Raw genomic sequence first — 22,218 nt, 5'->3', positions numbered from 1 at the left:
CCGGGCGCAAGCCCGGGGCGGGGGACAGGAGCGGAGCAGAGCCCCCAAGTGGCCTGATCTCCGCCCAAACCGAAGACCGCAATGGGCACTTGGCTGGCGGTCCCTCTCAGCAAACGCTGTGATCCAAAGCAAGAGAGTGGCGCAACTCGCAATCAATGGTATCGACCGCCGCAGGGCGCGAGGCGAAAGCCTCTTGTCATTTCTTTTGCCGCGTCCAGCGTGAGCGCTGCGAGCCGCTACCATCGGCGCCATTCCAGTTTTCTTCACGGGACGCGCCTGCCCCACCCATGTACGCGAACTTCTTTGGCCTGAAGCAAGAGCCCTTTTCGATCGCCCCGGACCCGCACTACCTCTATATGAGCGAGCGGCATCGCGAGGCGCTGGCGCATCTGCTCTACGGTCTGCGCGGTGGCGGCGGCTTTGTGCTTTTGACCGGCGAGATCGGCACCGGCAAGACCACCGTCTGCCGGGCCTTTCTGGCGCAAACGCCCAAGCGCTGCAATGTGGCCTATATCTTCAACCCCAAGCTCAGCGTCAGCGAGTTGCTGCACACGGTGTGCGAGGAATATGGCATCCAGCACCACCAGGCCTTGCCCAAGCAGGGCGAGGCCGCCACCTCGGTCAAGCCTTTTGTCGATGCGCTGAATGAGTTCTTGCTGCGCACCCACGCGGTGGGGCAGAACAACATCCTCATCATCGATGAGGCGCAAAACCTCTCGGCCGAGGTGCTGGAGCAACTGCGCCTGCTGACGAATCTGGAGACGCATGAGCGCAAGCTGCTGCAGATCATCTTGATCGGCCAGCCCGAGTTGCGCGACATGCTGGCCCGGCCGGAGTTGGAGCAGCTCTCGCAGCGGGTGATCGCACGCTTTCATTTACCTGCTTTGTCGGAGGCCGAGACCGCGCACTATGTGCGGCACCGCATGGGGGTCGCCGGCTTTAGCGCCGCGCTGCCTTTTGATGCCAAATCCTTACGCCGTGTCCATCAACTGGCACGCGGCGTGCCACGTCGCATCAACCTGCTGTGTGACCGCGCCTTGCTGGGAGCCTATGCCCAAGGTCGCCCGCAGATCGATACACGCACCATCGACCGCGCGGCCGCCGAAGTGTTCGGCCCGCAGGATGTGCCCGGCCCCTGGTACTCACGCAAGGCCATGGTTTGGGGCGGTGCCGGCTTGACGGCGCTGATCGGCCTGGCCGCGCTGGGCTGGGCTTGGCAAGACCGCATCCCAAGTGCAATGCCCTCGCAACTGAACAGCAAGCTGTCTGGCGCTGCTTCTGGCACCGCTGCGGCGGAAAAGCCTGCTGTCAAGGACGTTCCCGCGCTTGCAGCCTCGAGCACGGCGGCCACCTTGGCCGCGCAGCCGGCGGCAACCGAGGCCGCGCTAAACAACAGCTTGGGCTTGCGCAGCGAAGCCCAAGCCTGGCAAGAGTTGGCACGGGCCTGGCACGCCGAAGCGCCCGAACAAGATCCCTGCCAAGCGCTGGCGCGCCAGCAACTGCAGTGCTTTCGCAGCCTCAAGGCGGCTGCGGGCGAAGGCGGCCTGAGCCTGTTGCGCCTGCTCAACCGCCCCAGCCTACTCACCTTGCGCGATGAAGCTGGTCGGCCGTTTTATGTCTTGCTGCAATCGTTAGATGAGCAGAGCGCCGTCGTTCGACTGGGCGAGAAGACCGAACACATCACGCTGCTGGCGCTCAGCACCCAGTGGCGCGGCGAGTTTGCAACGCTGTGGCGCTCGCCGCCGGGCTATATGGCCAAAGGCCCAAGCAGCGCCCTTCAACCCTGGGTCCGGGAGCAACTGGACAAGGTCTTTGGCCCGGCCGCCGCAAGCGAGGCGGCAACATTGAAGCAACGCTTGGCCGCCTTTCAGCGCTCGCAAGGCTTGCGCGGCGACGGCCAGACCGGCCCGGTCACCTTGATGCTCTTGAGCCGTGTCGCCGGCGTCGATGAACCAATGCTGAAGCCCTCCAGCCGCTTGGCGCCCCAGGCCGCCTCGGCAGCGCGCCAGTAAACACGCCACGAAAGCCCTGCTCCATGTCTTACATCCTTGAAGCGCTCAAGCGGGCCGAGGCCGAACGAGAGCGCGGCAGCCTGCCCAATCTGCTCAGCCAGACGGTGGCGCCCGATTTGAATGGGGCCGAAGGCCACAAAGCGGCCCCCCACCCGCTGGCCAGGCCGGTGCCGCTGGCGCTCTTGCTGCTTAGCCTGTTGGCGCTGGGCATCTGGCTCGGACGCGGCTTCAAGGCCGAGGAAGCCAGCGCGCCGCCTGCTGCTGTTCCGACGGTCAGCACAGCGCCGCCTGCGCCGATACAGCCGCCATCTGTTGCGCCGATCGCGGCGGCGCCCCCCATCAACACAAGCCGACTGTCGCCCCCGCCGCCAGCACCCGAGCCTATGGCCACGCCGCTGGCTGTGCCGAAGGCAGCGCCCATGCCCTTGCCGACGGCCTCAGCTGCTCCACCGGCCTCGCAAACAGCCACAAAGAGCGCGGCCATTCCGCTGCTCAAAGAGCTGCCCGACGCACTGCGACGTGAGCTTCCCGCCCTCAGCGCCAGCGGCGCGATGTACTCGGACACGCCCGCCAATCGCATGCTCATCATCAATGGCCAATTGCTGCATGAGGGCGAACATGTGGCCGCTGGCTTGACGCTGGAGCAGATCGAGTTGAAGAGCGCCGTGCTGTCTTACAAGGGCCAGCGCTTCCGCATCAACTACTGAGTCGCCCAAGCCTTGGCCTAGGCTCACCAGCGCGACCTGGGTTTCAGGCTTGCCAACAGTTTGTCATTTCCATTATTATTGAAATATGGAAGAACAAGCTGTAATCAAGGCCCTGGCGGCGCTGGCTCATCCGGCGCGCTTGCGCCTGTTTCGACTGTTGGTGGTGGCCGGGCCGCAAGGCCTGACGCCGGGCGCGATGAGCGAACAGTTGGAGCTTCCGGCGGCAACCTTGTCCTTCCATCTGAAGGAATTGAGCCATGCCGACCTGCTGAGCCAGGAGCGCGATGGCCGCTACTTGATTTACCGCGCCGGCTTCGAGCGGATGAATGCCCTGCTGGCCTACCTGACCGACAACTGCTGCCAGGGCGAGGCCTGCCTGCCGCCCGCTAAAGCCTGTGCGGGCAGTTGCTGAATTTTCCCCAAGACACCCAAGAGTTCATGAACACCAACGTCCTGATCCTGTGCACCCACAATTCGGCCCGCAGTGTGCTGTCCGAAGGCATGCTCAATCACCTCGCCGCCCGACTCGGCAAGCCCGTGCGCGCCTTCAGCGCCGGCAGCGCACCCAGTGGCAGGCTCAACCCCTTTGCGCTGGAAGCGCTGACCGACGCCGGGGTAGACGTCAGCGGCTACCGTAGCAAGAGCTGGGATGAGTTCACCGGCAGCGATGCGCCTCCCTTGAGCATCGTCATCACCGTTTGCGACAGCGCAGCGGCCGAGACTTGCCCGGTGTTTTTTGGTGGCCAAGGCCAGCCCGTCAAGGTGCACTGGGGCTACCCCGACCCAAGCAACGCCGAAGGCGGTGACGAAGGCAAGCGCCGCGCCTTTGAGCTCACCCGCCAAGCCATCGGTTACCGCATGTTGCAGTTGCTGGCCCTGCCCTTTGACACCCTCAGCAAGGCCGACTTGCTGCAGGCCTTGGCGGAGATTGGCCGCTCATGAGCGCGACGAGTCTGAAGCGCCAGTTGCTGGCAGAGAGTCTGGGCACGGCGCTGCTGCTGTGCATCGTGATCGGCTCCGGCATCATGGCCGAGCGCCTCAGCGGCGGCCAAGTCGCCGTCGCCCTGCTGGCCAACACCTTGGCCACCGTCTGGGGCTTGTATGTGTTGATCGAGGTCTTCGGCCCGGTCAGCGGTGCGCATTTCAATCCAGCCGTCAGCCTGATCATGAGCTTGCGGGGTGACTTGCCCGCCTCACGCCTGGCCCCGTACATTGGCGCGCAATTGCTCGGCGCGCTGCTGGGCGCTTGCTTGGCGAATACGATGTTTGAGCTGCCGCTGTTGCAATGGTCGGCCAAGCTGCGCGGCGGTCCCGGCCAATGGTTGGCCGAAGGTGTGGCCACTGCCGGCCTTTTGCTGGTGATTCTGCGTTCACCGCCCGGACGGGCCAGCAGCCTGGTGGCCGGCTTCATCGGCGCCGCCTATTGGTTCACCGCGTCCACCTCGTTTGCCAACCCAGCGGCCGTGTTTGGCCGCATGTTCAGCGACACCTTTGCCGGCATTGCCCCCGCCAGCGCTGCCAGCTTTGTGGTCGCCCAGTTGTTGGGCGCCGGTCTCGGCTGGGGCTTGCATGGGCTGTTGGGCCGCTCGAGCACGCCTCGTCAAAGCAGCGCCAGCCTATGAGCGCCGGAACCGACCCCACCTTGCCGCAGTTGGACGCGGCGCTGTTCAAAATTCCGGCCGTGGCGGACTTTTCCGCCATCGGCCGCGCCAGCCATGCGCCGCGCATCCTGCTGTTGTACGGCTCGCTGCGGGAACGCTCTTACAGCAAGCTGTGTGCGCTGGAAGCCCAGCGCTTGCTGCAGGCCATGGGCGCCGAGACCCGGATCTTCAACCCAAGCGGTTTGCCCCTGGTGGACGACGCTCCGGACAGCCACCCCAAGGTGCAGGAGCTGCGCGAACTGGCCTTGTGGGCCGAAGGCATGGTCTGGAGCTCGCCGGAGCGCCATGGCGCCATGACCGGCTTGATGAAAACCCAGATCGACTGGATTCCACTCAGCGCCGGCGCGGTGCGCCCCACCCAGGGCAAGACCTTGGCTCTGCTGCAGGTGTCGGGCGGCTCGCAGTCCTTCAATGCCGTCAACCAGATGCGCGTGCTCGGTCGCTGGATGCGCATGCTGACCATCCCGAACCAAAGCTCGGTGGCCAAAGCGTTTCTTGAGTTTGACGACGCCGGCCGCATGAAGCCGTCCAGCTATTACGACCGCATCGTGGACGTGATGGAAGAACTGATGAAGTTCACCTTGCTGACGCGCGACTTCAACGGTGTGCTGACGGACCGCTACAGCGAGCGCAAGGAAAGCGCCGAGGCTTTGAGCAAACGGGTCAACCAGCGCAGTCTTTGATCGAGCGATCGGTCCCCGCACCGAGAAGTGACTCAACACCAGCAAAAAAGGGCGGGGCCGATGAAGATCAGCCCCGCCCTCTTTTTTGCAAACCCGCGCCGTTCAGCAACAGCGACTCATGCGCCCATCGGCACCGCCGTAGCGGGCCGCCTGGCGTTCGCGAAAGAACTGCTCATAGGTCATGGCCGGCTGGTCCGGGTGGGTGCGAGCCATGTGTTCGCGGTAGGTGTCGAAGTCGGGGAAGCCGACCATCAGGCGCAGGCCCTGGGCCAGGTAGCGGCCAGCCTGGCCAACACGCTGTCGCAGTTCGCGCGCTTGTTCGATCACGTCTTCAGCTGCGGCCATGGATCAAGACGCCGCAGCCAGCGCCACAAACGGCGTTTCCTGCGCCGTGGGCTTGGCCGAAGCCCGCGCGGCCAGGATGGCGCGCACGCTGTAGACCAGCACGCTGATCACCACGAACATGAAGAGCACGCACAGGGCGGCGTCCAGGCGGTCGTTGAAGACCACGCGACTCATGGCCTCGGGCGTCTTGGCCGGCGCCAGCAGCTGGCCCTCGGCCAGGGCCTTGCTGTACTTGCTGGCATGGGCCAGGAAGCCCACCTTGGCATCCGACGAGAAGATCTTCAGCCAGCCGGCGGTCATGGTGCAGATCAGCAGCCACAGAGCCGGCAGCGCCGTCACCCAGGCGTAGCGCTGCTTCTTCATCTTGAACAGCACCACGGTGCCCAGCATCAGGGCCACGGCGGCCAGCATCTGGTTGGCGATGCCGAACAGCGGCCACAAGGTGTTGATGCCGCCCAGCGGATCGACCACGCCCTGGTAGAGGAAGTAACCCCAAGCCGCCACGCACAAGGCGGTGGCGATCAGATTGGCGGGCAGCGAATCGGTGCGCTTGAGGGCGGGCACAAAACTGCCCAGCAGGTCTTGCAGCATGAAGCGGCCGGCGCGGGTGCCCGCGTCCACAGCGGTCAGAATGAAGAGTGCCTCAAACAGGATGGCAAAGTGGTACCAGAAAGCCATCATGGCCTTGCCGCCGATGGCCTGGTGCAGGATCTGCGCCATGCCCACGGCCAGGGTCGGGGCACCGCCGGCGCGCGCCAGGATGGTGTTCTCGCCCACATCCTTGGCGGTCTGGATCAGCATTTCGGGCGTGATGACAAAGCCCCAGGTCGAGAGCGTGGCGGCCACGGCCTCGGGTGTCTTGCCCACCAGGGCGGCAGGGCTGTTCATCGCAAAGTACACACCCGGCTCGATGCAGGAGGCGGCCACCAGGGCCATCACCGCCACAAAGCTCTCGGCCAGCATGCCGCCGTAGCCGATGAAGCGGGCGTGGGTTTCGTTCTCCAGCATCTTGGGCGTGGTGCCCGAAGAGATCAGCGCATGGAAGCCCGAGACGGCGCCGCAGGCGATGGTGATGAACAGGAAGGGGAAGAGATCCCCCGACCAGACTGGCCCGCCGCCGGCGGCGAACTGGGTGATGGCGGGCATCTGCAGCGTCGGTGCCACGAAGACGATGCCGATGGCCAGGGCCACGATGGTGCCGATCTTCAGGAAGGTGGACAGGTAGTCACGCGGGGCCAGCAGCAGCCACACGGGGATGGAGGCGGCAACGAAGCCGTAGCCGATCAGCATCCAGGTTAGCGTCGTGCCCTCGAAGGTGAACATCGGGCCCCAGACCGGACTCTCATGCACCCACTGGCCGCCGACGATGGACAGCATCAGCAGCACAAAGCCGATGATGGAAATCTCGCCGATGCGGCCCGGGCGCAGATAGCGCAGGTACACGCCCATGAACAGCGCCACGGGGATGGTGGCCGCCACGGTGAAGGTGCCCCAGGGCGAATGCGCCAGGGCCTTGACCACGATCAGCGCCAGCACGGCCAGGATGATGATCATGATCATGAAGGCGCCGAAGAGCGCGATCAGACCTGGCACCAGACCCATCTCCTGCTTGACCAGATCGCCCAGCGAGCGGCCGTCGCGGCGGGTGCTGATAAAGAGGACGATGAAGTCCTGCACCGCGCCGGCAAACACCACGCCGGCCAGCAGCCACAGCAAGCCGGGCAGATAGCCCATCTGCGCGGCCAGCACCGGGCCGACCAGGGGACCGGCGCCCGCGATGGCGGCGAAGTGGTGGCCGTAGAGCACGTATTTGTTGGTCGGCACATAGTCCAGACCGTCGTTGTGCCGCCAGGCGGGCGTTTGGCGCCGCGGGTCCAACTCCAGCACACGGCTGGCGATGAAGAGGCTGTAGTAGCGGTAGGCGATCAAGTAGACGCAGATTGCGGCCACCACCACCCACAGAGCACTGACCGCTTCACCGCGGCCCAGGGCCACGGTGGCCAGCGCAAAAGCGCCCAGCACCGCGACCAGAAGCCACCCGAGGTGGCGCCTGATGTTCGAGGACATGAGTTTTGTCTCCTGATCCGCGCGGTCTTGGCTGTTGGAGGGAGAAAGCAAAAAGACTGAAAAACTGAGGGACCGCTGCGTGGGTCGCAGTCTCGGCCAGCGGCCCGCGGCGCGCATCCGTCAGACCACGCGCGCCATCGCGTGGGAGCACTTAAGGGTCAACCCTAGATGATCGACGCCACCTTGCTGCGAGCCTCAGCGCTGCCCGGCGTGTTCGACGGCGTACTTGATCAGCTCGGCTTGGCCCTCAAGGTTCAGCTTGCGCTTGATGTTCTGACGGTGCGCTTCCACGGTGCGCACGCTCAAGTCCATGGCGGTGGCGATCTGCTTGCTGGATTCGCCGCGACCCAAGGCGGCCAGCACCTCGCTCTCGCGGGGCGACAGCAAGGGCCGAGGCGCTTGCGCACGAAACAAGCGCCGCGAGACGGCCGGGCTCAAAAAAGTGCCGCCGCCGGCCACGGCCTGGATGGCGGCAATGATCTCGCTGGCCGGCGCGTCCTTCAAAACATAGCCCTGCGCACCGGCCTGCAGCGCACGCTGCACATACTCGGGGTTGTCGTACATGCTGAGCATCAGCACGCGCAGGCCGGGGTGACGCTGCAAGAGGTCCGCCGCCAGCTCGATGCCGCTGACCTCCTTCATGCCCACATCCATCAGCACGATGTCCACCGCCGTGTGCGCCAACAAGGCCAGCGCTTCACGCGCATCGCCGGCCTCGCCCACCACCTCGAACTCGGGCACCGCCCCCAGACGCAGGCGCAGGCCATCGCGCACCAGCGGGTGGTCGTCCACCAGGGCAATGCGGATAGCGGCGGAGGCAGGTGTGCTCATGCGGAGGCAGTAGAAGCGGGGTTCAAAAACAGCGGCACCTCGGCCCAAACCTCGGTGCCCGCGCCGGGTTGCGAGCGGATTTGCAAGCGCCCGCCGATGGAGGCTAGGCGCTCACGCATATTGCGCAGACCAATGCCTTGGCGCGGATGCTCTTGCACGGCGGCCTCATCAAAACCGGCGCCATCATCGCTGATCTGCAGCCGCACCCGGCCGGGCTCGAAGCTCAGGCTCAAGCGCAAATGGACAGCGGCCGCATGCTTGGCGGCATTGGTCAATGCTTCTTGCGCGACGCGGAACAGCACCGTCTTGACCAACTCCGGCAGTTCCACCGGCTCGCCCTGCACGCTCACCTCCACCTGTTCGGCGCCACCATCGTCCTCAAACTCGCGGCCCAGGGTTTCGAGTGCAGCCGGCAGCCCCAGGCTGTCCAGTAGCGCCGGGCGCAAGCGGTGCGAGATGCGGCGCACCTCGTCCAAGCTGGCCTTGAGCCGCTCCAGCGCCGTGGCCAAGACCCGCGCCGGCAGCGGCCGCCCGGCCTCGAGCGCATCCACCGCGGACTCGACCAACAGCTTGGTCGCCACCAAGGTCTGGCTGGTGCCGTCGTGCAGCTCGCGCGCCAGATGCGCGCGCTCATCCTCTTGCGACTGCACCACCTGGTGGGCCAGCAGGCGCAGCTTGGCGTCGGCCACACGCTGCTCGCTGACGTTCAGCAAGAGGCTGGTGCTGCTGATCAAAGCCACGCCGAAGACGGCAATGCCGGCGATCCACAGCAAGGTGGTAGCGATATTGCTGCTGGCCTGAGCATCCAGCTGGGCCATGGTGGCTTGGATGTCGCCGAGATACAGCCCGGTTCCAATCATCCAGCCCCAGCGCTCTAGCGGCACCACATAGCCCAGCTTGGCCTCAACTTGACCATTGGACGGGCGACGCCACAGATAGTCTACAAAACCGCCGCCCTGGCGCGCCTGTGCAATCAACTCTTGGATGGTGGGGCGCCCCTGGGGGTCACGCATGTCCCACAAATTGCGCCCCACCAGCTCCGGCTGGCGCGAGTGCATCAGCGAATTGCCCTGCAGGTCGTAGACGAAGAAATAACCGTCCGGCCCATAGTCCAGCGAAGCCAGTAGTTGGAGCGCCTGGGCGCGCTGCGCCAGCGGGTCGCCCGGCGCCTCGTACAGCGGCTTGACCGTGCTGACCGCCAGCGCCACATAGGCCTTCAGTTCAGCGCGGCGAGCCTCCATATAGGCCTGCTCCACCAGCGCATGTTCGCGCTGCACCAGCTCGCGCTCTTGATGGCGCACCGCCAGCGCGATCAGGATCAGGCTGGCCACCAGGGGCAAGACGGCGAGGAGAATGAATTTGGCGCGGAGCTGCATGGGTGGCAAGGATAGTGCCAGACCGCCCTCACCCCAATTCAAGCCATAGGCTTCAAGCGCGCAATGAACTGCTCAAGCTGAGGGTCAGGCCGGCCGGGCTAGCGCAGGGTCTCGGCCCATCGCAAAGCTTTGACGCCCTGGCCAGACTGGAGATAAAGCACCGCCTTGGTCAGCAAATGGCACTTGGACCGCCCGCCCGCCCAAGGCGCGCGGGGCCGGCCTCAGGGTTTGATGGCGCTAGGAACTCGCGGATCGTGAGTTTGGCGCTTCATCCAGTCGCTCATCTCGCGCAGCACATGACCTTGCGACTCGCGCGCCGCATAGCCATGCGACTCCAGCGGCAAGGTCACATAACGAACATTGCCCCCGGTGCCAGCCAGGGCCTGGTACAGGCGCTGGGTTTGCATCGGGTAAGTGCCGGGGTTGTCATCGTTCTCGCCGTGGATCAGCAGGATGGGCTCCTTCAGCTTGTTGGCGTAATTGAAGGGCGACAGACGCAGATACACGTCTTGCGCTTCCCAGTAGGTGCGGCGCTCGCTCTGGAAGCCGAAAGGCGTGAGCGTGCGGTTGTAGGCGCCGCTGCGCGCAATGCCGGACTTGAACAAATCGGTGTGAGCCAGCAGATTCGCCGTCATGAAGGCGCCATAGCTGTGGCCGCCCACCACCATCTGCGAGCGCTCGCTAACGCCGAGCTCCACCGCCTTGTCGATGATGGCCTGGGCATTGGCGGTGATCTGCTCGACAAAGCTGTCATTGACCGTCTTCGGGTCGCCGACCACCGGCATGGTGGCATCCATCAGCACCACATAACCATCGAGCAAGAGCATCAGCGGGCTGCTGCCGCCAAAGGTGTTGAAGCGCGTGGCCGAGCCGCTGACCTGGCCGGCGGTGGACGCATCGGTGAACTCCAGCGGGTAGGCCCAGACAAAGGTCGGGCGTGGCTCACCCTTCTTAAAGTCGGGCGGCAGGTAGAGCCAGAAGCTCAGCTCCACCCCATCAGCGCGCTTGAACTTGACCAGCTCGCGTTTGATGTCGCGCAGCTGCGGCGTCGGGTCGCGGTGCTGGGTCAGGGCCTGCATCTGGCCGAAATCGGCGCCGCTGCGCAGCAGCAGATTCGGCGGCTCGTTGAAGCTCTCGCGGCTGCTCAGCAGGCGGCCATCGGCCAGCAAGCTGATGGGCCGCTCGTAATGCGTGCTGCCGGACTGGAACAGGCGCTCGGTCTGGCCGGTCTTGAGGCTCAGGCGGTCGATGAAGGGGCGGTCGCCGGCCGGGCTGGCGCCCTGGCCGACCAGCAGCAAGCGGTCTTCGGCGTCCAAGCGAGCGACGTTGTGGCCGTTGGGCAGCACACGCATCAAGGGCTGGCCGGGGTCTTTGTAGCGGTCACGCAGCGAGCGGTCTTGCAGGCGCAGCGGCGGCGCGCTGCCGTCCAGCGCCAGCAGGTCAACGCTGAGCCAGCGGCGGTCCCGGTCAAACTCGGCCACCAGGGCGCGTGGTTTGGCCTCGACAAAGCTCAGGCTGACCAGGCGGCCAGCGGTGCGGTGCACCTCGCGTGCCTCAGCTTGATAGGGCGCATCCAGGCGCATCAGGCGGTCGCGGTGGCTGACCTTGGTGTTCGGGTCGCCGCCGTCCAGGGCTTCCACCCAGTAGACGGCGCCATCGGCCAGCGGCGAGGCCCAGTAGTCGCGCGGGCCGGTGATCACACCTTCGACCGGCACGCCCTGGCGGATCTTGACCGCGCCCAGGCTGCGCAGCAGCTTGCCCTGAGCATCGCGCAGCTCAACCTCGCGGCCAAAGTCATTGGCGCCCACCTGGTAGCTGAAAGGCGGCACCAGGCGCTCAACCAGCAGCGCGCCCTGCGTGCCCACGGTTTGCACCTGGGCGATCAGGCCCGGTGCGCCAATCTCGCGCGAGGCGCCGCTGCGCAGGTCCACCCGGCGCAGCACCGCGCTGGCCTGGTGCTGGAACAAGGCTTCGTCCTGGCGGTTCTTCAGCAGGTCTTGGCGGGTGACCTCGGGCGAGGCCTGGCCCATCGACTCCTGGATGGCCGGGCCGCTGGGCACGCTGAACTGCGGCGCCGGGCCGCGCTGATCGGGCACGGTCACCAGCACCAATTCATCAGCATTCAGCCAAGCCACATTGCGCTCGAACATGGTGTTCAGACGCACGCCGCGCAAGGGCTTGATCGCACCCGTGGCGACATCGCCGATCCACAGCTCGATGGCCCGATCCATGCGGCGATTCAGCAAAAAGCGACGGCCGTCCGGCGACCAGCGCAGCTGATGAAAAGCGCCACCGGCCGGCAGCCGCACTTCCCGTGCCGGCGCCTCAGGCTTGCTCACCTCGCGCAGCTGCAAGGCCTCGATCGCCATCAGCAATTGCGGGCCACCGGCTGCCGCGTCGTAGCGGCCGCCGGCCAGGCGGTAGATGGGACGGGCTAACTCGGCAATGCTGCGGTGGCGCTGCAGTTGCAGCACGGCCAGGGTCTTTTGATCCGGTGAAAGTTGGTGCGAGGGCAGGCCCGGCGCGTCGAGCACTGCGCGCATGGCCGCCGAGGGCTGCAAATAGCCTTCTGTTTCGGAGGCGGCCGGAGCCTGAGCGAGTGAAGCACTATTCACGCTGCCCAGAGCCAGAGCGATGGCCAGGGTCAGAAGATGCGGGGCGGGACTGAAGCGCATAGATCGTTGTCGCCGTTTTGGAATGAAGCGGCGACTCTAGCAGCGCCGCCCCTGCCCTGCACGATGTCAATGCAAGCGATATTGGCGCGCGTCTTCCAGGTTGCCGTGCACATTGACGCCTTGCACCTTCCAGCGCGCAATATGCGGCGCCAGTCGCTTCACAAAAACCTTGGGCTCGTTCTGGGCTTGTTGGCGACACGCCACTTCGACCTCTGCCTCAACAGCCAGGGGAGCTGCAAGCGCGCTGATTTTGGCTTGCAGCGTCCGAAAGCCGGCCCTATGCTCCGCCATCTGGAACACGGCCTTTTGGGTCACCCCAAACAGCGCGCTCCACACGATGAGCCAGGGCCTCAGCCTCCCTGATTACAGGGTTCGCCCCAACAACATAACGCTCACTCCACAGTGACCGACTTGGCTAGGTTGCGAGGCTTATCAACGTCGGTGCCGCGCGCACAGGCCGTGTGATAGGCCAGCAATTGCAGCGGGATCACATGCAAGATGGGGCTGAGGGCACCGTAATGCTCGGGCATGCGGATGACGTGCAAACCGGGCTCGGATTGGATCTCTGTGTCGCCGTCGGCAAAGACATAAAGCTGGCCGCCGCGGGCCCGGACTTCTTGCATATTGCTCTTGAGCTTTTCCAGCAAGGTGTCGTTCGGCGCCACGGTCACGACAGGCATTTCGGCCGTCACCAAGGCCAAGGGGCCATGCTTCAACTCGCCGGCCGGGTAGGCCTCGGCATGGATGTAGCTGATCTCTTTCAGCTTCAGCGCGCCTTCCAGGGCGATCGGGTAGTGCAGGCCGCGACCGAGGAACAGGGCGTTTTCCTTGCGCGCGAACTCCTCGCTCCAGGCAATGACTTGCGGCTCCAAGGCCAAGACGGCCTGCACCGCCACTGGCAGGTGGCGCAGGGCCTTCACATGCTCAGCCTCTTGGGCTTCGCTCAGGTGACCGCGGGTTTGCGCAAGGGCCAAGGTCAACAGGAACAGGCCCACCAACTGGGTGGTAAAGGCCTTGGTAGAGGCAACACCAATTTCGGCGCCAGCACGGGTGATGTAGGCCAATTCGCACTCACGCACCATCGCGCTGGTGGAGACATTGCAAACGGTCAAGGTGTGCTTCATGCCTTGAGCACGCGCATGCTTGAGCGCTGCCAAGGTGTCAGCGGTTTCGCCGCTCTGGCTGATCGTGACGACCAAGGTGCGCGGATTCGGCACGCTGTCGCGATAACGGTATTCGCTGGCAATCTCGACGCTGGTCGGGATCTTGGCGATGCTTTCCAGCCAGTACTTGGCGGTGGAACCCGAGTAGTAGCTGGTGCCGCAGGCCAGGATCAAGACGGAGTCAACCTCCTTGAAGATGCGGTAGGCACCGTCACCAAACAACTCGGGGCTGATGGCGGTGATGGCTTCCAGCGTGTTGGCAATGGCGGTGGGCTGCTCGAAGATTTCCTTCTGCATATAGTGGCGGTACGGGCCCAGCTCGGCCGCGCCGCTTTGTGCATGCACGGTACGCACTTCACGCTGCTGCGACTCATAACGGCCAGTTTCGGCGTTCAGCTGGCTGATCCAGAAGCGGCCCGGCTGCAGGTCCACCACATCACCCTCTTCCAGATAAACGATCTGGTCGGTCACGCCGGCCAGGGCCATAGCATCAGAGGCGACGAAGTGTTCGCCATCAGCGGCTTCCATGCCAACACCCAAAACCAGCGGCGAGCCTTCGCGCGCGGCCACCACGCGATGCGGCTCGTCACGGCAGAACACGGCCACGGCGTAGGCACCCTTCAAGCGCGGCAAGGCCTGCTGCACCGCCTCCAACAGATCGCCGTTGTAGAGGTGGTCGATCAGATGGGCGATCACCTCGGTGTCGGTCTGGCTGCTGAAGGCGTAGCCGCGCGCCTTCAGTTCGGCACGCAATTCATCGTGGTTTTCAATGATGCCGTTGTGCACCAGGGCAATGCGTCCGATGCTGTCGGCACTGGCATTCGGGCCTTGCGAAAAATGCGGGTGGGCGTTGTGCACCGCCGGTGCGCCATGAGTGGCCCAGCGGGTGTGGGCGATGCCGGTGCCGGAGGCGATGCCGTCCTCAGCCGCCAAGCCGGTCAACTCGGCCACGCGCGAGGTGCTGCGGGCGCGCTTGAGACCGCCATCTTGATGCACAGCCACGCCACAGGAGTCATAGCCCCGGTATTCCAGGCGCTTCAGACCCTCGATCAAGATGGGGACGATATTGCGCTGACTGACGGCTCCGACGATTCCACACATGATGCTTGGCTCCAGAAAATGTTTGGGCTTGAGTTCGGAGCGAATCGTAGGCATTCAGGGCAAATGAATGCTTTCAAAATTCATCTAAATTTGAAACAATCATCCACGCAGGCAAAGTTGCGATGAGATATTTCACATATTGATTAAAAATGAATGATTCAACCGAAGCTTTGAGTCTTGATGCCAGCGATTTGCGGATCTTGGAACTCCTGCAGCAAGACGCAGCCTTATCGAACCAGGAGCTCGCCGGTCTTGCCCATGTGTCGCCGGCGACCTGCCTGCGTCGCGTGAAGCGCTTGGTCGACAGCGGCATCATCGAGCGCCGGGTGGCACTGTTGTCGGCTGAAAAACTCGGCGCCGGACTGACCGCGATTGTCGAAATCACCCTCGATCGCCAAGGGGCCGAGCATCTGCAAGCCTTTGAGGCTCGCGTGCTGACGGATGCAGCCGTACAGCAGTGCTATCAGGTTTCGCCGGGCCCGGACTTTGTGCTGATCCTGCAAGTGGCAGACATGCCGGCCTATCACGCCCTGGTGCTGCGCCTCTTCACCCAGGACGCCAATGTGCGCAACGTCAAAGCCTTCTTCAGCGTGAGGCGCGGGAAATTCGAACCTCGAGTCAGCTTGCCGACGCGCTGATGATTGGCGTGGACATGACAAGGGCATGTGATGCGGGCATAAAAAAGCGGCCCGAAGGCCGCTTTCAGTCATTCGCCGAATGGTGAGAGCCATCAAACCCGGTTGCGACGACGCGCTGCCCCGGCAACGACCCACAGGCCCAGCGCCATCAGAGCATAAGTTTGAGGCTCGGGCACAGCTGTTACGCCGTTGATGAAATCGACGTGGGAGAACACAGCCGTGGAACCCGACAGGTCACCATAGCTCGAAGAGTTCTTGGTGCTGACATCGCAATCCAGGCCAAAGTTACCGCAAGCTTGCCAGCCCCAGGAGTGCACACCGGACAAGACCCATTCGGTACCGTTCCAGACGAAGTCGCCGCCGCCCGAGTCGCCGCCGGCGATCAGGCCTTCCATGCCACCCAGACCTTCATTGCTGCTGAACTTGTTGCCGGACAAGTCAGCGATCCGCTGCAGGGTGTTGTTCTTAGCGAGGCCTCGGTCGAAGTCGACCATATAAGTCACACCGGGCTTGTAATAGTTGGCGTCGTAACCCCAATCCGGCCCAATCGCATCACCTAAGACCTTATTGAATGTCTGACTGTCAATGTCAAAGGTATTGAAGGCGAAGTGACCATACTTGCCATCATTCCAGTTGGTACCTGCATCGGCCGTGGCCGTCTGAGTCGTACCGTAGCCGGCCATGATGTGCGTCTTACCGACATCATTAGTGGTGCTCAGCTTATAGCCCTGAATGCTCGTAACGGCCGAGTCCAGCTTCAGAATGGCGATGTCGGCACCAGTATCAAGATTGCCGTTCCAATCCTTGTGCACAAAGGCATTGCCAACGGACACATTGCGGGTCTCGGCGGCAACACCGTTGAAGTAGCCAAACTGAACCTTCATCGATGTGAAGTCGTCGGCGCAATGGGCGGCCGTCAACACATACTGGCCACCCGCCAGCAAAGAACCCGAACAGGCCCAATTGCCGTCCGCATTGGAGAAGCTCAAACGAGCCACACCATCCAACAAACCAGCCACGCCTCCGATCACTTGACCGGGCGCAAAACGCCAGTTGGCAACCGCGCTGGTATTGCCGGTCAATGGGTCCAGGTAGCCAGCGCTGCCCGAAGGCACTCGCATATTGGCAACCGTCAGGTCACCGCCGGCATGGGCCGCGCCAGCCAGGCCCAACAACGCCGCTGCGGCGATGACATTCAATTGCTTGATCAAGGTCCTACTCCTCAAAGAATTGGTTGTGGGTGTATCGATGCCCCGAGCAGCTCTGCCGGGTTTTGCCCCGCGGCTGCGTTCCCAACGACTCTTTTTATCCATCGATATGCCAATATTGTCACGGTTTGGTCATACCTAAAAACCGCGAATACCCCCGCATGCACGGGTCGAATAAACCCCATCAAGGAATTCACCTAGCCGACATGCATGAAAGTTATGCATGCCCACGAGACGGGTCCACTAGACCATTCGGCTCACTTTGATGTCGAGTTCGCCAGAGCGTTGTCATGGCAAAGGCTCGCATTCGGCTGCGTCAGGCCTTTTGCACCGCCAAGTAGACCCGATTGGGCCGCAGCAAGCGCCGGACCCAGATCAAGTCTGAGCGCAGCGCCAACACTCAAGTCTTCAGGATCAACAAGCCCTTCAGATACTCCCCTTCCGGGAAGCATATGGTCTGCGGGTGATCGGGCGTTGCGCCAACGCGGTCCAGAATAAAGCCATCCACCTGTGCATCCAGCCCGGCGCCGGCGACGATCTTGTGGAACAGGTCGGGCGAAATGCCGCCGGAACACGAGAAGGTAAACAGCAAGCCTCCGGGAGCCAACAGGCGCAGCGCCAGTCGGTTGATGTCTTTGTAGGCGCGCGCGGCGCGCTCAGCATGCGCGGCGGTGGGCGCAAACTTGGGCGGGTCGAGCACGACTGCATCGAACTGCCGGCCCTCTTTCAGGTAGCCGCGCAGCGTCGCGTTGACGTCGGCATCCAGGGCCTGGTGGCGCGCCGGGTCGAAACCATTCAGGCTGACATGCGCAGTAGCACGCGCCAGAGCAGGAGCGGAAGAGTCCACGCTGATGACCTGCTCGGCCCCACCGGCCAACGCCGCCACCGAAAAGCCGCCGGTATAGCTGAAGCAATTCAACACCGTCTTACAGCCGTAGTGGCGCACCGCCTCGGCAAAGCGCTTGCGGTTGTCTCGTTGATCCAGGTAATAGCCGGTCTTGTGCCCCTCGGCCACATCCAGGCTGAGGCGCCACTGGTGTTCGCTGATCGTCACTTCCGTCGCCCCCTCACCGCGCAGCCAACCGGTTTGCAGTGGCAAGCCCTCCAACTCACGCACCTGGGCGTCCGAGCGTTCGTACAAACGACTCAGGCCGGTGGCGGCCAGCAGATGATCAACGATCTGATCCTTCCAGCGCTCGACGCCGCTGGACAAGAATTGCGCCACCAAGGTCCCGGCATAACGATCCACTACCAGACCCGGCAAACCATCGGCCTCGCCGTGGATCAGGCGAATCGAATCAGACGCCACCGGCAAGCGACTGCGCAACGCCAGCGCACGCCCAATGCGGCGCTTGAAGAATGCGCTGTCAATGCGTTCGGACTCATCGAAGCTCCAAGCGCGCAGGCGGATCTGCGATTGCGGGCTGAATGCGGCCCAGCACAGGAACAACCCTTCAGCGGACTCGACCCGCACGGTCTCGCCTCGGTCGGCGCTGCCGCGCGCAATTGAGCTTTCAAACACCCAGGGGTGGCGGCGTTCCAAGGAGCGCTCTTTGCCCGCGCGGATAACAATTTTCTTCATGGCCGAGGCCCTCTCTTGGATTTCAACGCGCCAGGCTGCCGAAGGCGTAACCCACCGACAGGTTCAGCAAGGACGAGGACTGAGCCCCGCTGCGCATGCCGCGCCAATGGCCCAATCCGGCACGCAGACGCAGGCGCTCACCTTCCCACAAGGCATAGGCCTCGCCCTGCAGCAGAGCCCCGCCACCCACATCGACGCCGCCTCCGCCCGCCGCACCGGCCAAGAGCTCGGTACCGAAGCGCGTTGACAACCACAGCGGTTGCGTCTGCAGCCCCACACCAAACAGGCCAAAGGAATAGGCACCGGCCTTGCCAAAAGCGGCACTGCCGGCCTGGGCCACACCGTAGATCATCGGCGTCAGCTCCCGGGTCATGACCATGCCGATTTGCCCAATGGCGTCATGACTGCCATCTTTGAACCGTACCTTGGGCAGGTACTGGTAGCTGGCAAACAATTGCTGGGTACGCACGGTGCCGAACTCCTGCTCGGAGGTGCTGCCGAACGACGGTGTCTGGTCAAGCGGCAAGGCCAGGCCCAGGCGCACAAAATTGGCCGAAAACTGGCCACGGGGCGCCTTGCTGATGCCGCCATCCAGCCGCAGCGTCGCACCCCATGGGGTGATCCAGCGCAGCGTTGGCCCACCTCGCAACAGCCAGCCGCTACCGGTGTTCACATTGCCGCCGCCGCCCAGGCCTACCCCAATCTGCCCACCGGCACGCAGACGCGGGCTGCCGATCGCCCAGTCTTGGCCGGCCGTGGCCAGCACTTCCATATAGCCATCGGCACCGCCTTGCGCGGCACCCGCGGCCTCGACACCCCACCAACTGCCGTCGGCGATGTACTGCCGCAGGTCGGCGCCGGCAAAACCCATGCGCTTGCTGCTCGGCACACCGCTGCGATTTCGTGTGCCAGCGCGTGGCGTGGCCAAGCCACCCTGCAAGGCGATCTCGTCAAACCCAAGGCCGGTGCGCTGACTGGCGCGGCCGCGCTTGCCGGCATCGCTGGGCGCGAAACTGGCGAAGCTGCTGGAGCGCCCCAGCACCAGGCCGATGCTGCTATCGCTGATATTGCCGCTCGGGAAGCGCACATGCGCCAGCGATGCGCCGCCATACCAATCGCCGCCCTGCAGGCGAATCGACAACTCCGGCCGCAGCATCAGCCCACCACCGAAACGCACCTGGTTCGAACCCACGCCGCCACCGGCACCGGCATACAAGCCTGCCGCCACATGAGCGTTGGATCCCAGGCGCCAGCGCCCTTGCGCCGTCAAGCCCAGCGTGAAGAGGCCGCCGTAATTGCCCTTGGCCGCGCCATAGACGCTCGGGCCAAAGCCCCATTCGTCATTGACGGCCATCAGATAGCTGCCACCGAGCAGGGCCGTCTTGTCGCCATTCGGCAGCCGCAATGGCGTCCAACTGGTCTCGATGGCCGCAGGCCTGAGCGGCGTGAGTCGTGCGACGTTGGTATTGGCCGAAGCAGTGGCGCAAGCCGCCAAGGCACAGGCCAGCGCGATGCCACGTGGGACAAAAACGGATGATGTAGGGAGAGCGAATGACATTATTTTTTCTTGGCCCGCGGGTGCGCGGCATCGTAGATTTTCGCGAGGTGTTGAAAGTCCAGCTGTGTGTACACCTGGGTGGTGGTGATGTGGGCATGGCCCAGCAACTCCTGCACCGCACGCAGGTCACCGCTGGACTGCAGCAGATGTGAAGCAAAAGAGTGCCGCAGCATATGCGGATGCACATGGCTGGGCATGCCGGCCGCCAGGGCGCGCTCTTTCAGCATGGCGCGAACTTGCGGCGCGCCGAAACGCCCCCCTCGCGCGCCGACCATCAAGGCAGGCTCATCGGCCCGCGCCACTTGGCCGCGCAGCGCCAGCCACTGCCGCAAGGCCTGCAAGGCGGCCGACCCCAGCGGCACACTGCGCCGCTTGCTGCCCTTGCCCAAGACCTGCGCCTCGCCGGCCTGCAGGTCAACCCAACCCAAGGCGCTGGCGCTCGCCTGCGCATCCAGCCCGACCAACTCAGAGACCCGCAGGCCACAGCCATACAGCAACTCCACCACACAGCGGTCGCGTGCCTCCAGCCGCTCGTCCAGCCCGCCCGGCTGTGCATCGGCTACGTAGTTGGCCAGTTGCACCGCGTCATCGACACCCAAGGCCTTGGGCAGCGGCTTGGCCGCCTTCGGTGCCCGCAGCCCGTCAAAGGGATTCAACTCGACCAGGCGCTCACGCCCCAACCACCGGTAAAGGCCACGCCAAACCGACAACATCAAGGCCATGCCGCGCGGCCCGAGATCACTCTGCGCATGCAAGCTAGCGGCCAGAGCACGCGCCTGATGCGAGCGCAGTGTCAGCAGGTCTTGGCCTCGTTGTGCCGCCAGGCCTTGCAAGCGGCGCAAGCCATCTTCATAAATGACCAGGCTGCGCGGCGCCAAACGACGTTGCACCCGCACATAGTCCAGATACACGCCCAACCAGGCCAGCAGCGGCTCGGGCGAGTCATCGGAGCTCAAACCTTCGGACACGCCGCGTCGCTGGCGATCAGGACGAGGCAGGCTCGGGCTCGGGCTTGACCGAAGCCAGGCGCGAGAGCGCCGCGCTGGCAATATCGCCCACCCGCGTCAGGAACTCGGTGCCCATTTCGGCGGTGTAGCGTGTCGGGTCGGGCGAACCCAGCACCAGCAGACCCAAGCTTTGGCCCGGCTGGCCACCACGCGTCAGCGGGATCAGGGCCAAGGAACTGGCGCCGGTGGCTCCGCCCTCTTCGCCGCGCAACCAACGCGCTGCCTCAAAGCCTGAGTTAACGCCGCAGTAGGGCTGACTCAAGCTGCTCGCAAAGCTCTTCACATCCTGGCTGACGGCCTGGGCGAAATCGGCTTCGGCGTGTTCGGGCGCCACATCCCACAGCCGCAGGCCTGCCAGCGGAATCATGAACTGATGCCGCAACTCCTGCGTCAGCACATCGGGCAAGTCCGCCGCATTGGCCGTCAGCATCAGGCGCTTGGTCCAACGGTGCAGACGGTCGGCAATGGCCACATTCTCTTGGCCGTTGCGGATCATTTCGATGATCTTGAACTCCAGGCCCTTGATCTTGTCGCGCAGCATTTCAGCCTGGCGCTCTTGCAGCGAGACCGCACGGGCGCTGTGCGGGTGCGTCAGCTGAACGCTGGCCAACAGCTCGGCATGGCGCTCGAAAAAGCCCGGCGTATTGGCCAGGAAATCGGCAATGTCCTGTTCGGTAATGCCCTGCGTCCCCAGTTCTTTGCTCACAGCTCGATCACTCCTTCAAACACGGTTTGCGCCGGCCCGGTCAAAAACACCGAGGCCTGCAGGCCAACACTCAAGCCGGCCCATTCAATTTTCAAATCACCACCACGCGCATGCACCTCGACCGCTTCATCGAGCAAGCCCAAACGAATGCCGGCCACCACCGCAGCACAAGCCCCCGTGCCACAGGCCAGCGTTTCGCCTGCATCGCGCTCAAACACGCGCAGCCGCACTTCGCTGCGCGACACGATCTGCATAAAGCCGGCATTGACCTTGCGGGCAAAGCGCTGATGAGCCTCGACCAAGGGGCCGCGACTGGCCACCGGCGCCGTGTCGACATCCGCCACCAACTGCACCGCATGCGGGTTGCCCATCGACAGCACCGCCACCTCGCAGTCGGCCTCGGCCAAGGGCCAGAGCTCAAAGTCGCCCAGGCGCCGCGGGGTCAGCCCCTGCGAATCAAAGGGCAGGCGGGCATGCTCGAACACCGGCGCGCCCATGTCCACGCTGACCCGGCCGTCCTCTCGAAGATGCAACTCCAGCAAGGCATTAACCGTCTGAACCCGGATGCTGCGCTTGGCGCTCAGGCCCTTCTCATTCACATAACGGACAAAGCAACGGGCCCCATTGCCGCAATGCTCCACCTCGTCGCCGCTGTTATTGAAGATGCGGTAACGGAAATCCACATCCGGCGACTCGCTGCGCTCAATCACCAAAATCTGATCGCAGCCGACCCCAAAGCGCCGGTCTCCGAGGCGACGAATCTGCTCCGGGCTCAGGGACAAGGGAGTTTCCAGCGCGTTGATGACACAAAAGTCATTGCCGGCGCCCTGCATTTTGGTGAACTGCAATTTCATCGGCCGATTATCACCGCGCCCCACACACCGCTGCGCCGCCGACG

General features: G+C 64.1%; 20 protein-coding genes. 7 read left to right on the top strand and 13 right to left on the bottom strand.

Going from position 1 to position 22,218, the window contains the following annotated elements:
• Window positions 1-287 precede the first annotated feature (287 nt).
• From WG899_RS18035 to arsH, 6 genes are all read left to right on the top strand, one after another.
• Complete coding sequence (locus WG899_RS18035; RefSeq protein WP_339597041.1) at window positions 288-2,012, top strand: ExeA family protein; 1,725 nt, start codon at window positions 288-290, stop codon at window positions 2,010-2,012.
• Window positions 2,013-2,035: 23 nt separating this feature from the next.
• Window positions 2,036-2,719 carry a general secretion pathway protein GspB gene (locus tag WG899_RS18030; protein ID WP_339597040.1) on the top strand — a complete coding sequence of 228 codons (684 nt, stop codon included), beginning with the start codon at window positions 2,036-2,038 and terminating at the stop codon, window positions 2,717-2,719.
• An 85-nt stretch (window positions 2,720-2,804) separates the two neighbouring features.
• A complete protein-coding gene (locus WG899_RS18025; protein ID WP_339597039.1) occupies window positions 2,805-3,131 on the top strand; it encodes an ArsR/SmtB family transcription factor in 327 nt (108 codons plus the stop codon).
• Window positions 3,132-3,157: 26 nt separating this feature from the next.
• Entirely contained in the window at window positions 3,158-3,661 is a 504-nt protein-coding gene (locus WG899_RS18020) for an arsenate reductase ArsC (RefSeq protein ID WP_339597038.1), read from the top strand.
• Window positions 3,658-4,341, top strand: coding sequence for an aquaporin (locus WG899_RS18015; RefSeq protein WP_339597037.1), 684 nt, complete (start codon window positions 3,658-3,660; stop codon window positions 4,339-4,341). The genes WG899_RS18020 and WG899_RS18015 overlap by 4 nt, the downstream gene beginning before the upstream one ends.
• Window positions 4,338-5,063, top strand: coding sequence for an arsenical resistance protein ArsH (arsH, locus tag WG899_RS18010; RefSeq protein ID WP_339597036.1), 726 nt, complete (start codon window positions 4,338-4,340; stop codon window positions 5,061-5,063). The genes WG899_RS18015 and arsH overlap by 4 nt, the downstream gene beginning before the upstream one ends.
• A 102-nt stretch (window positions 5,064-5,165) precedes the next feature.
• Here the strand turns inward: arsH and WG899_RS18005 are convergent, their stop codons facing one another.
• From WG899_RS18005 to glmS, 7 genes are all read right to left on the bottom strand, one after another.
• Window positions 5,166-5,369 (bottom strand): YbdD/YjiX family protein, encoded by a 204-nt coding sequence (locus tag WG899_RS18005; protein WP_102769604.1) that lies wholly within the window; start codon window positions 5,367-5,369, stop codon window positions 5,166-5,168.
• Window positions 5,370-5,411: 42 nt separating this feature from the next.
• Window positions 5,412-7,475: a carbon starvation CstA family protein gene (locus tag WG899_RS18000; RefSeq protein ID WP_339597035.1), complete on the bottom strand. Its 2,064-nt coding sequence runs from the start codon at window positions 7,473-7,475 to the stop codon at window positions 5,412-5,414.
• Window positions 7,476-7,670: 195 nt separating this feature from the next.
• Complete coding sequence (locus WG899_RS17995) at window positions 7,671-8,306, bottom strand: response regulator transcription factor (protein WP_339597034.1); 636 nt, start codon at window positions 8,304-8,306, stop codon at window positions 7,671-7,673.
• Window positions 8,303-9,682 (bottom strand): cache domain-containing protein, encoded by a 1,380-nt coding sequence (locus tag WG899_RS17990; protein ID WP_339597033.1) that lies wholly within the window; start codon window positions 9,680-9,682, stop codon window positions 8,303-8,305. Before WG899_RS17990 ends, WG899_RS17995 begins: the two co-directional genes overlap by 4 nt.
• 221 nt (window positions 9,683-9,903) lie before the next feature.
• Entirely contained in the window at window positions 9,904-12,357 is a 2,454-nt protein-coding gene (locus tag WG899_RS17985; RefSeq protein ID WP_339597032.1) for an alpha/beta hydrolase family protein, read from the bottom strand.
• Between the two features lie 66 nt (window positions 12,358-12,423).
• Window positions 12,424-12,693 carry a hypothetical protein gene (locus WG899_RS17980; RefSeq protein ID WP_339597031.1) on the bottom strand — a complete coding sequence of 90 codons (270 nt, stop codon included), beginning with the start codon at window positions 12,691-12,693 and terminating at the stop codon, window positions 12,424-12,426.
• Window positions 12,694-12,749: 56 nt separating this feature from the next.
• Complete coding sequence (gene glmS, locus WG899_RS17975; protein WP_339597030.1) at window positions 12,750-14,621, bottom strand: glutamine--fructose-6-phosphate transaminase (isomerizing); 1,872 nt, start codon at window positions 14,619-14,621, stop codon at window positions 12,750-12,752.
• 149 nt (window positions 14,622-14,770) lie between these two features.
• Here glmS and WG899_RS17970 point away from each other — a divergent pair, with 149 nt between their 5' ends.
• A complete protein-coding gene (locus WG899_RS17970) occupies window positions 14,771-15,259 on the top strand; it encodes an Lrp/AsnC family transcriptional regulator (RefSeq protein WP_339597029.1) in 489 nt (162 codons plus the stop codon).
• A 92-nt stretch (window positions 15,260-15,351) separates the two neighbouring features.
• Here WG899_RS17970 and WG899_RS17965 read toward each other — a convergent pair whose 3' ends face one another.
• The 6 genes from WG899_RS17965 to dapF all read right to left on the bottom strand — a co-directional run bounded on the left by WG899_RS17965 (window position 15,352) and on the right by dapF (window position 22,174).
• Window positions 15,352-16,470: a trypsin-like serine protease gene (locus WG899_RS17965; RefSeq protein ID WP_339597028.1), complete on the bottom strand. Its 1,119-nt coding sequence runs from the start codon at window positions 16,468-16,470 to the stop codon at window positions 15,352-15,354.
• Between the two features lie 397 nt (window positions 16,471-16,867).
• Complete coding sequence (locus WG899_RS17960; RefSeq protein ID WP_339597027.1) at window positions 16,868-18,049, bottom strand: class I SAM-dependent rRNA methyltransferase; 1,182 nt, start codon at window positions 18,047-18,049, stop codon at window positions 16,868-16,870.
• A gap of 22 nt (window positions 18,050-18,071) precedes the next feature.
• The gene (locus WG899_RS17955) at window positions 18,072-19,607 is read right to left on the bottom strand and encodes a hypothetical protein (protein ID WP_339597026.1); all 1,536 of its coding nucleotides are present in this window, start codon (window positions 19,605-19,607) and stop codon (window positions 18,072-18,074) included.
• Window positions 19,607-20,575 carry a tyrosine recombinase XerC gene (locus tag WG899_RS17950; protein ID WP_339597025.1) on the bottom strand — a complete coding sequence of 323 codons (969 nt, stop codon included), beginning with the start codon at window positions 20,573-20,575 and terminating at the stop codon, window positions 19,607-19,609. The genes WG899_RS17955 and WG899_RS17950 overlap by 1 nt, the downstream gene beginning before the upstream one ends.
• A gap of 16 nt (window positions 20,576-20,591) precedes the next feature.
• The gene (locus WG899_RS17945) at window positions 20,592-21,308 is read right to left on the bottom strand and encodes a DUF484 family protein (RefSeq protein WP_339597046.1); all 717 of its coding nucleotides are present in this window, start codon (window positions 21,306-21,308) and stop codon (window positions 20,592-20,594) included.
• A gap of 8 nt (window positions 21,309-21,316) precedes the next feature.
• Window positions 21,317-22,174: a diaminopimelate epimerase gene (dapF, locus tag WG899_RS17940; protein ID WP_339597024.1), complete on the bottom strand. Its 858-nt coding sequence runs from the start codon at window positions 22,172-22,174 to the stop codon at window positions 21,317-21,319.
• Window positions 22,175-22,218: the final 44 nt, after the last annotated feature.

The organism is Paucibacter hankyongi, from assembly GCF_037482915.1.
Lineage (GTDB): Bacteria > Pseudomonadota > Gammaproteobacteria > Burkholderiales > Burkholderiaceae_C > Paucibacter_A > Paucibacter_A hankyongi.
This window is presented reverse-complemented; position numbering and strand designations above follow the sequence as displayed.

Excerpts from the sequence above, each read along its gene's own strand:
- WG899_RS17985 (WP_339597032.1), bottom strand. The coding sequence starts at position 12,357 with ATGCGCTTCAGTCCCGCCCCGCATCTTCTGACCCTGGCCATCGCTCTG.
- WG899_RS17960 (WP_339597027.1), bottom strand. The coding sequence starts at position 18,049 with ATGAAGAAAATTGTTATCCGCGCGGGCAAAGAGCGCTCCTTGGAACGC.
- WG899_RS17990 (WP_339597033.1), bottom strand. The coding sequence starts at position 9,682 with ATGCAGCTCCGCGCCAAATTCATTCTCCTCGCCGTCTTGCCCCTGGTG.
- WG899_RS17955 (WP_339597026.1), bottom strand. The coding sequence starts at position 19,607 with ATGTCATTCGCTCTCCCTACATCATCCGTTTTTGTCCCACGTGGCATC.
- WG899_RS17995 (WP_339597034.1), bottom strand. The coding sequence starts at position 8,306 with ATGAGCACACCTGCCTCCGCCGCTATCCGCATTGCCCTGGTGGACGAC.
- WG899_RS18000 (WP_339597035.1), bottom strand. The coding sequence starts at position 7,475 with ATGTCCTCGAACATCAGGCGCCACCTCGGGTGGCTTCTGGTCGCGGTG.
- WG899_RS18030 (WP_339597040.1), top strand. The coding sequence starts at position 2,036 with ATGTCTTACATCCTTGAAGCGCTCAAGCGGGCCGAGGCCGAACGAGAG.
- WG899_RS18015 (WP_339597037.1), top strand. The coding sequence starts at position 3,658 with ATGAGCGCGACGAGTCTGAAGCGCCAGTTGCTGGCAGAGAGTCTGGGC.
- WG899_RS18025 (WP_339597039.1), top strand. The coding sequence starts at position 2,805 with ATGGAAGAACAAGCTGTAATCAAGGCCCTGGCGGCGCTGGCTCATCCG.
- WG899_RS18020 (WP_339597038.1), top strand. The coding sequence starts at position 3,158 with ATGAACACCAACGTCCTGATCCTGTGCACCCACAATTCGGCCCGCAGT.
- arsH (WP_339597036.1), top strand. The coding sequence starts at position 4,338 with ATGAGCGCCGGAACCGACCCCACCTTGCCGCAGTTGGACGCGGCGCTG.
- dapF (WP_339597024.1), bottom strand. The coding sequence starts at position 22,174 with ATGAAATTGCAGTTCACCAAAATGCAGGGCGCCGGCAATGACTTTTGT.
- WG899_RS18035 (WP_339597041.1), top strand. The coding sequence starts at position 288 with ATGTACGCGAACTTCTTTGGCCTGAAGCAAGAGCCCTTTTCGATCGCC.
- WG899_RS17970 (WP_339597029.1), top strand. The coding sequence starts at position 14,771 with ATGAATGATTCAACCGAAGCTTTGAGTCTTGATGCCAGCGATTTGCGG.
- glmS (WP_339597030.1), bottom strand. The coding sequence starts at position 14,621 with ATGTGTGGAATCGTCGGAGCCGTCAGTCAGCGCAATATCGTCCCCATC.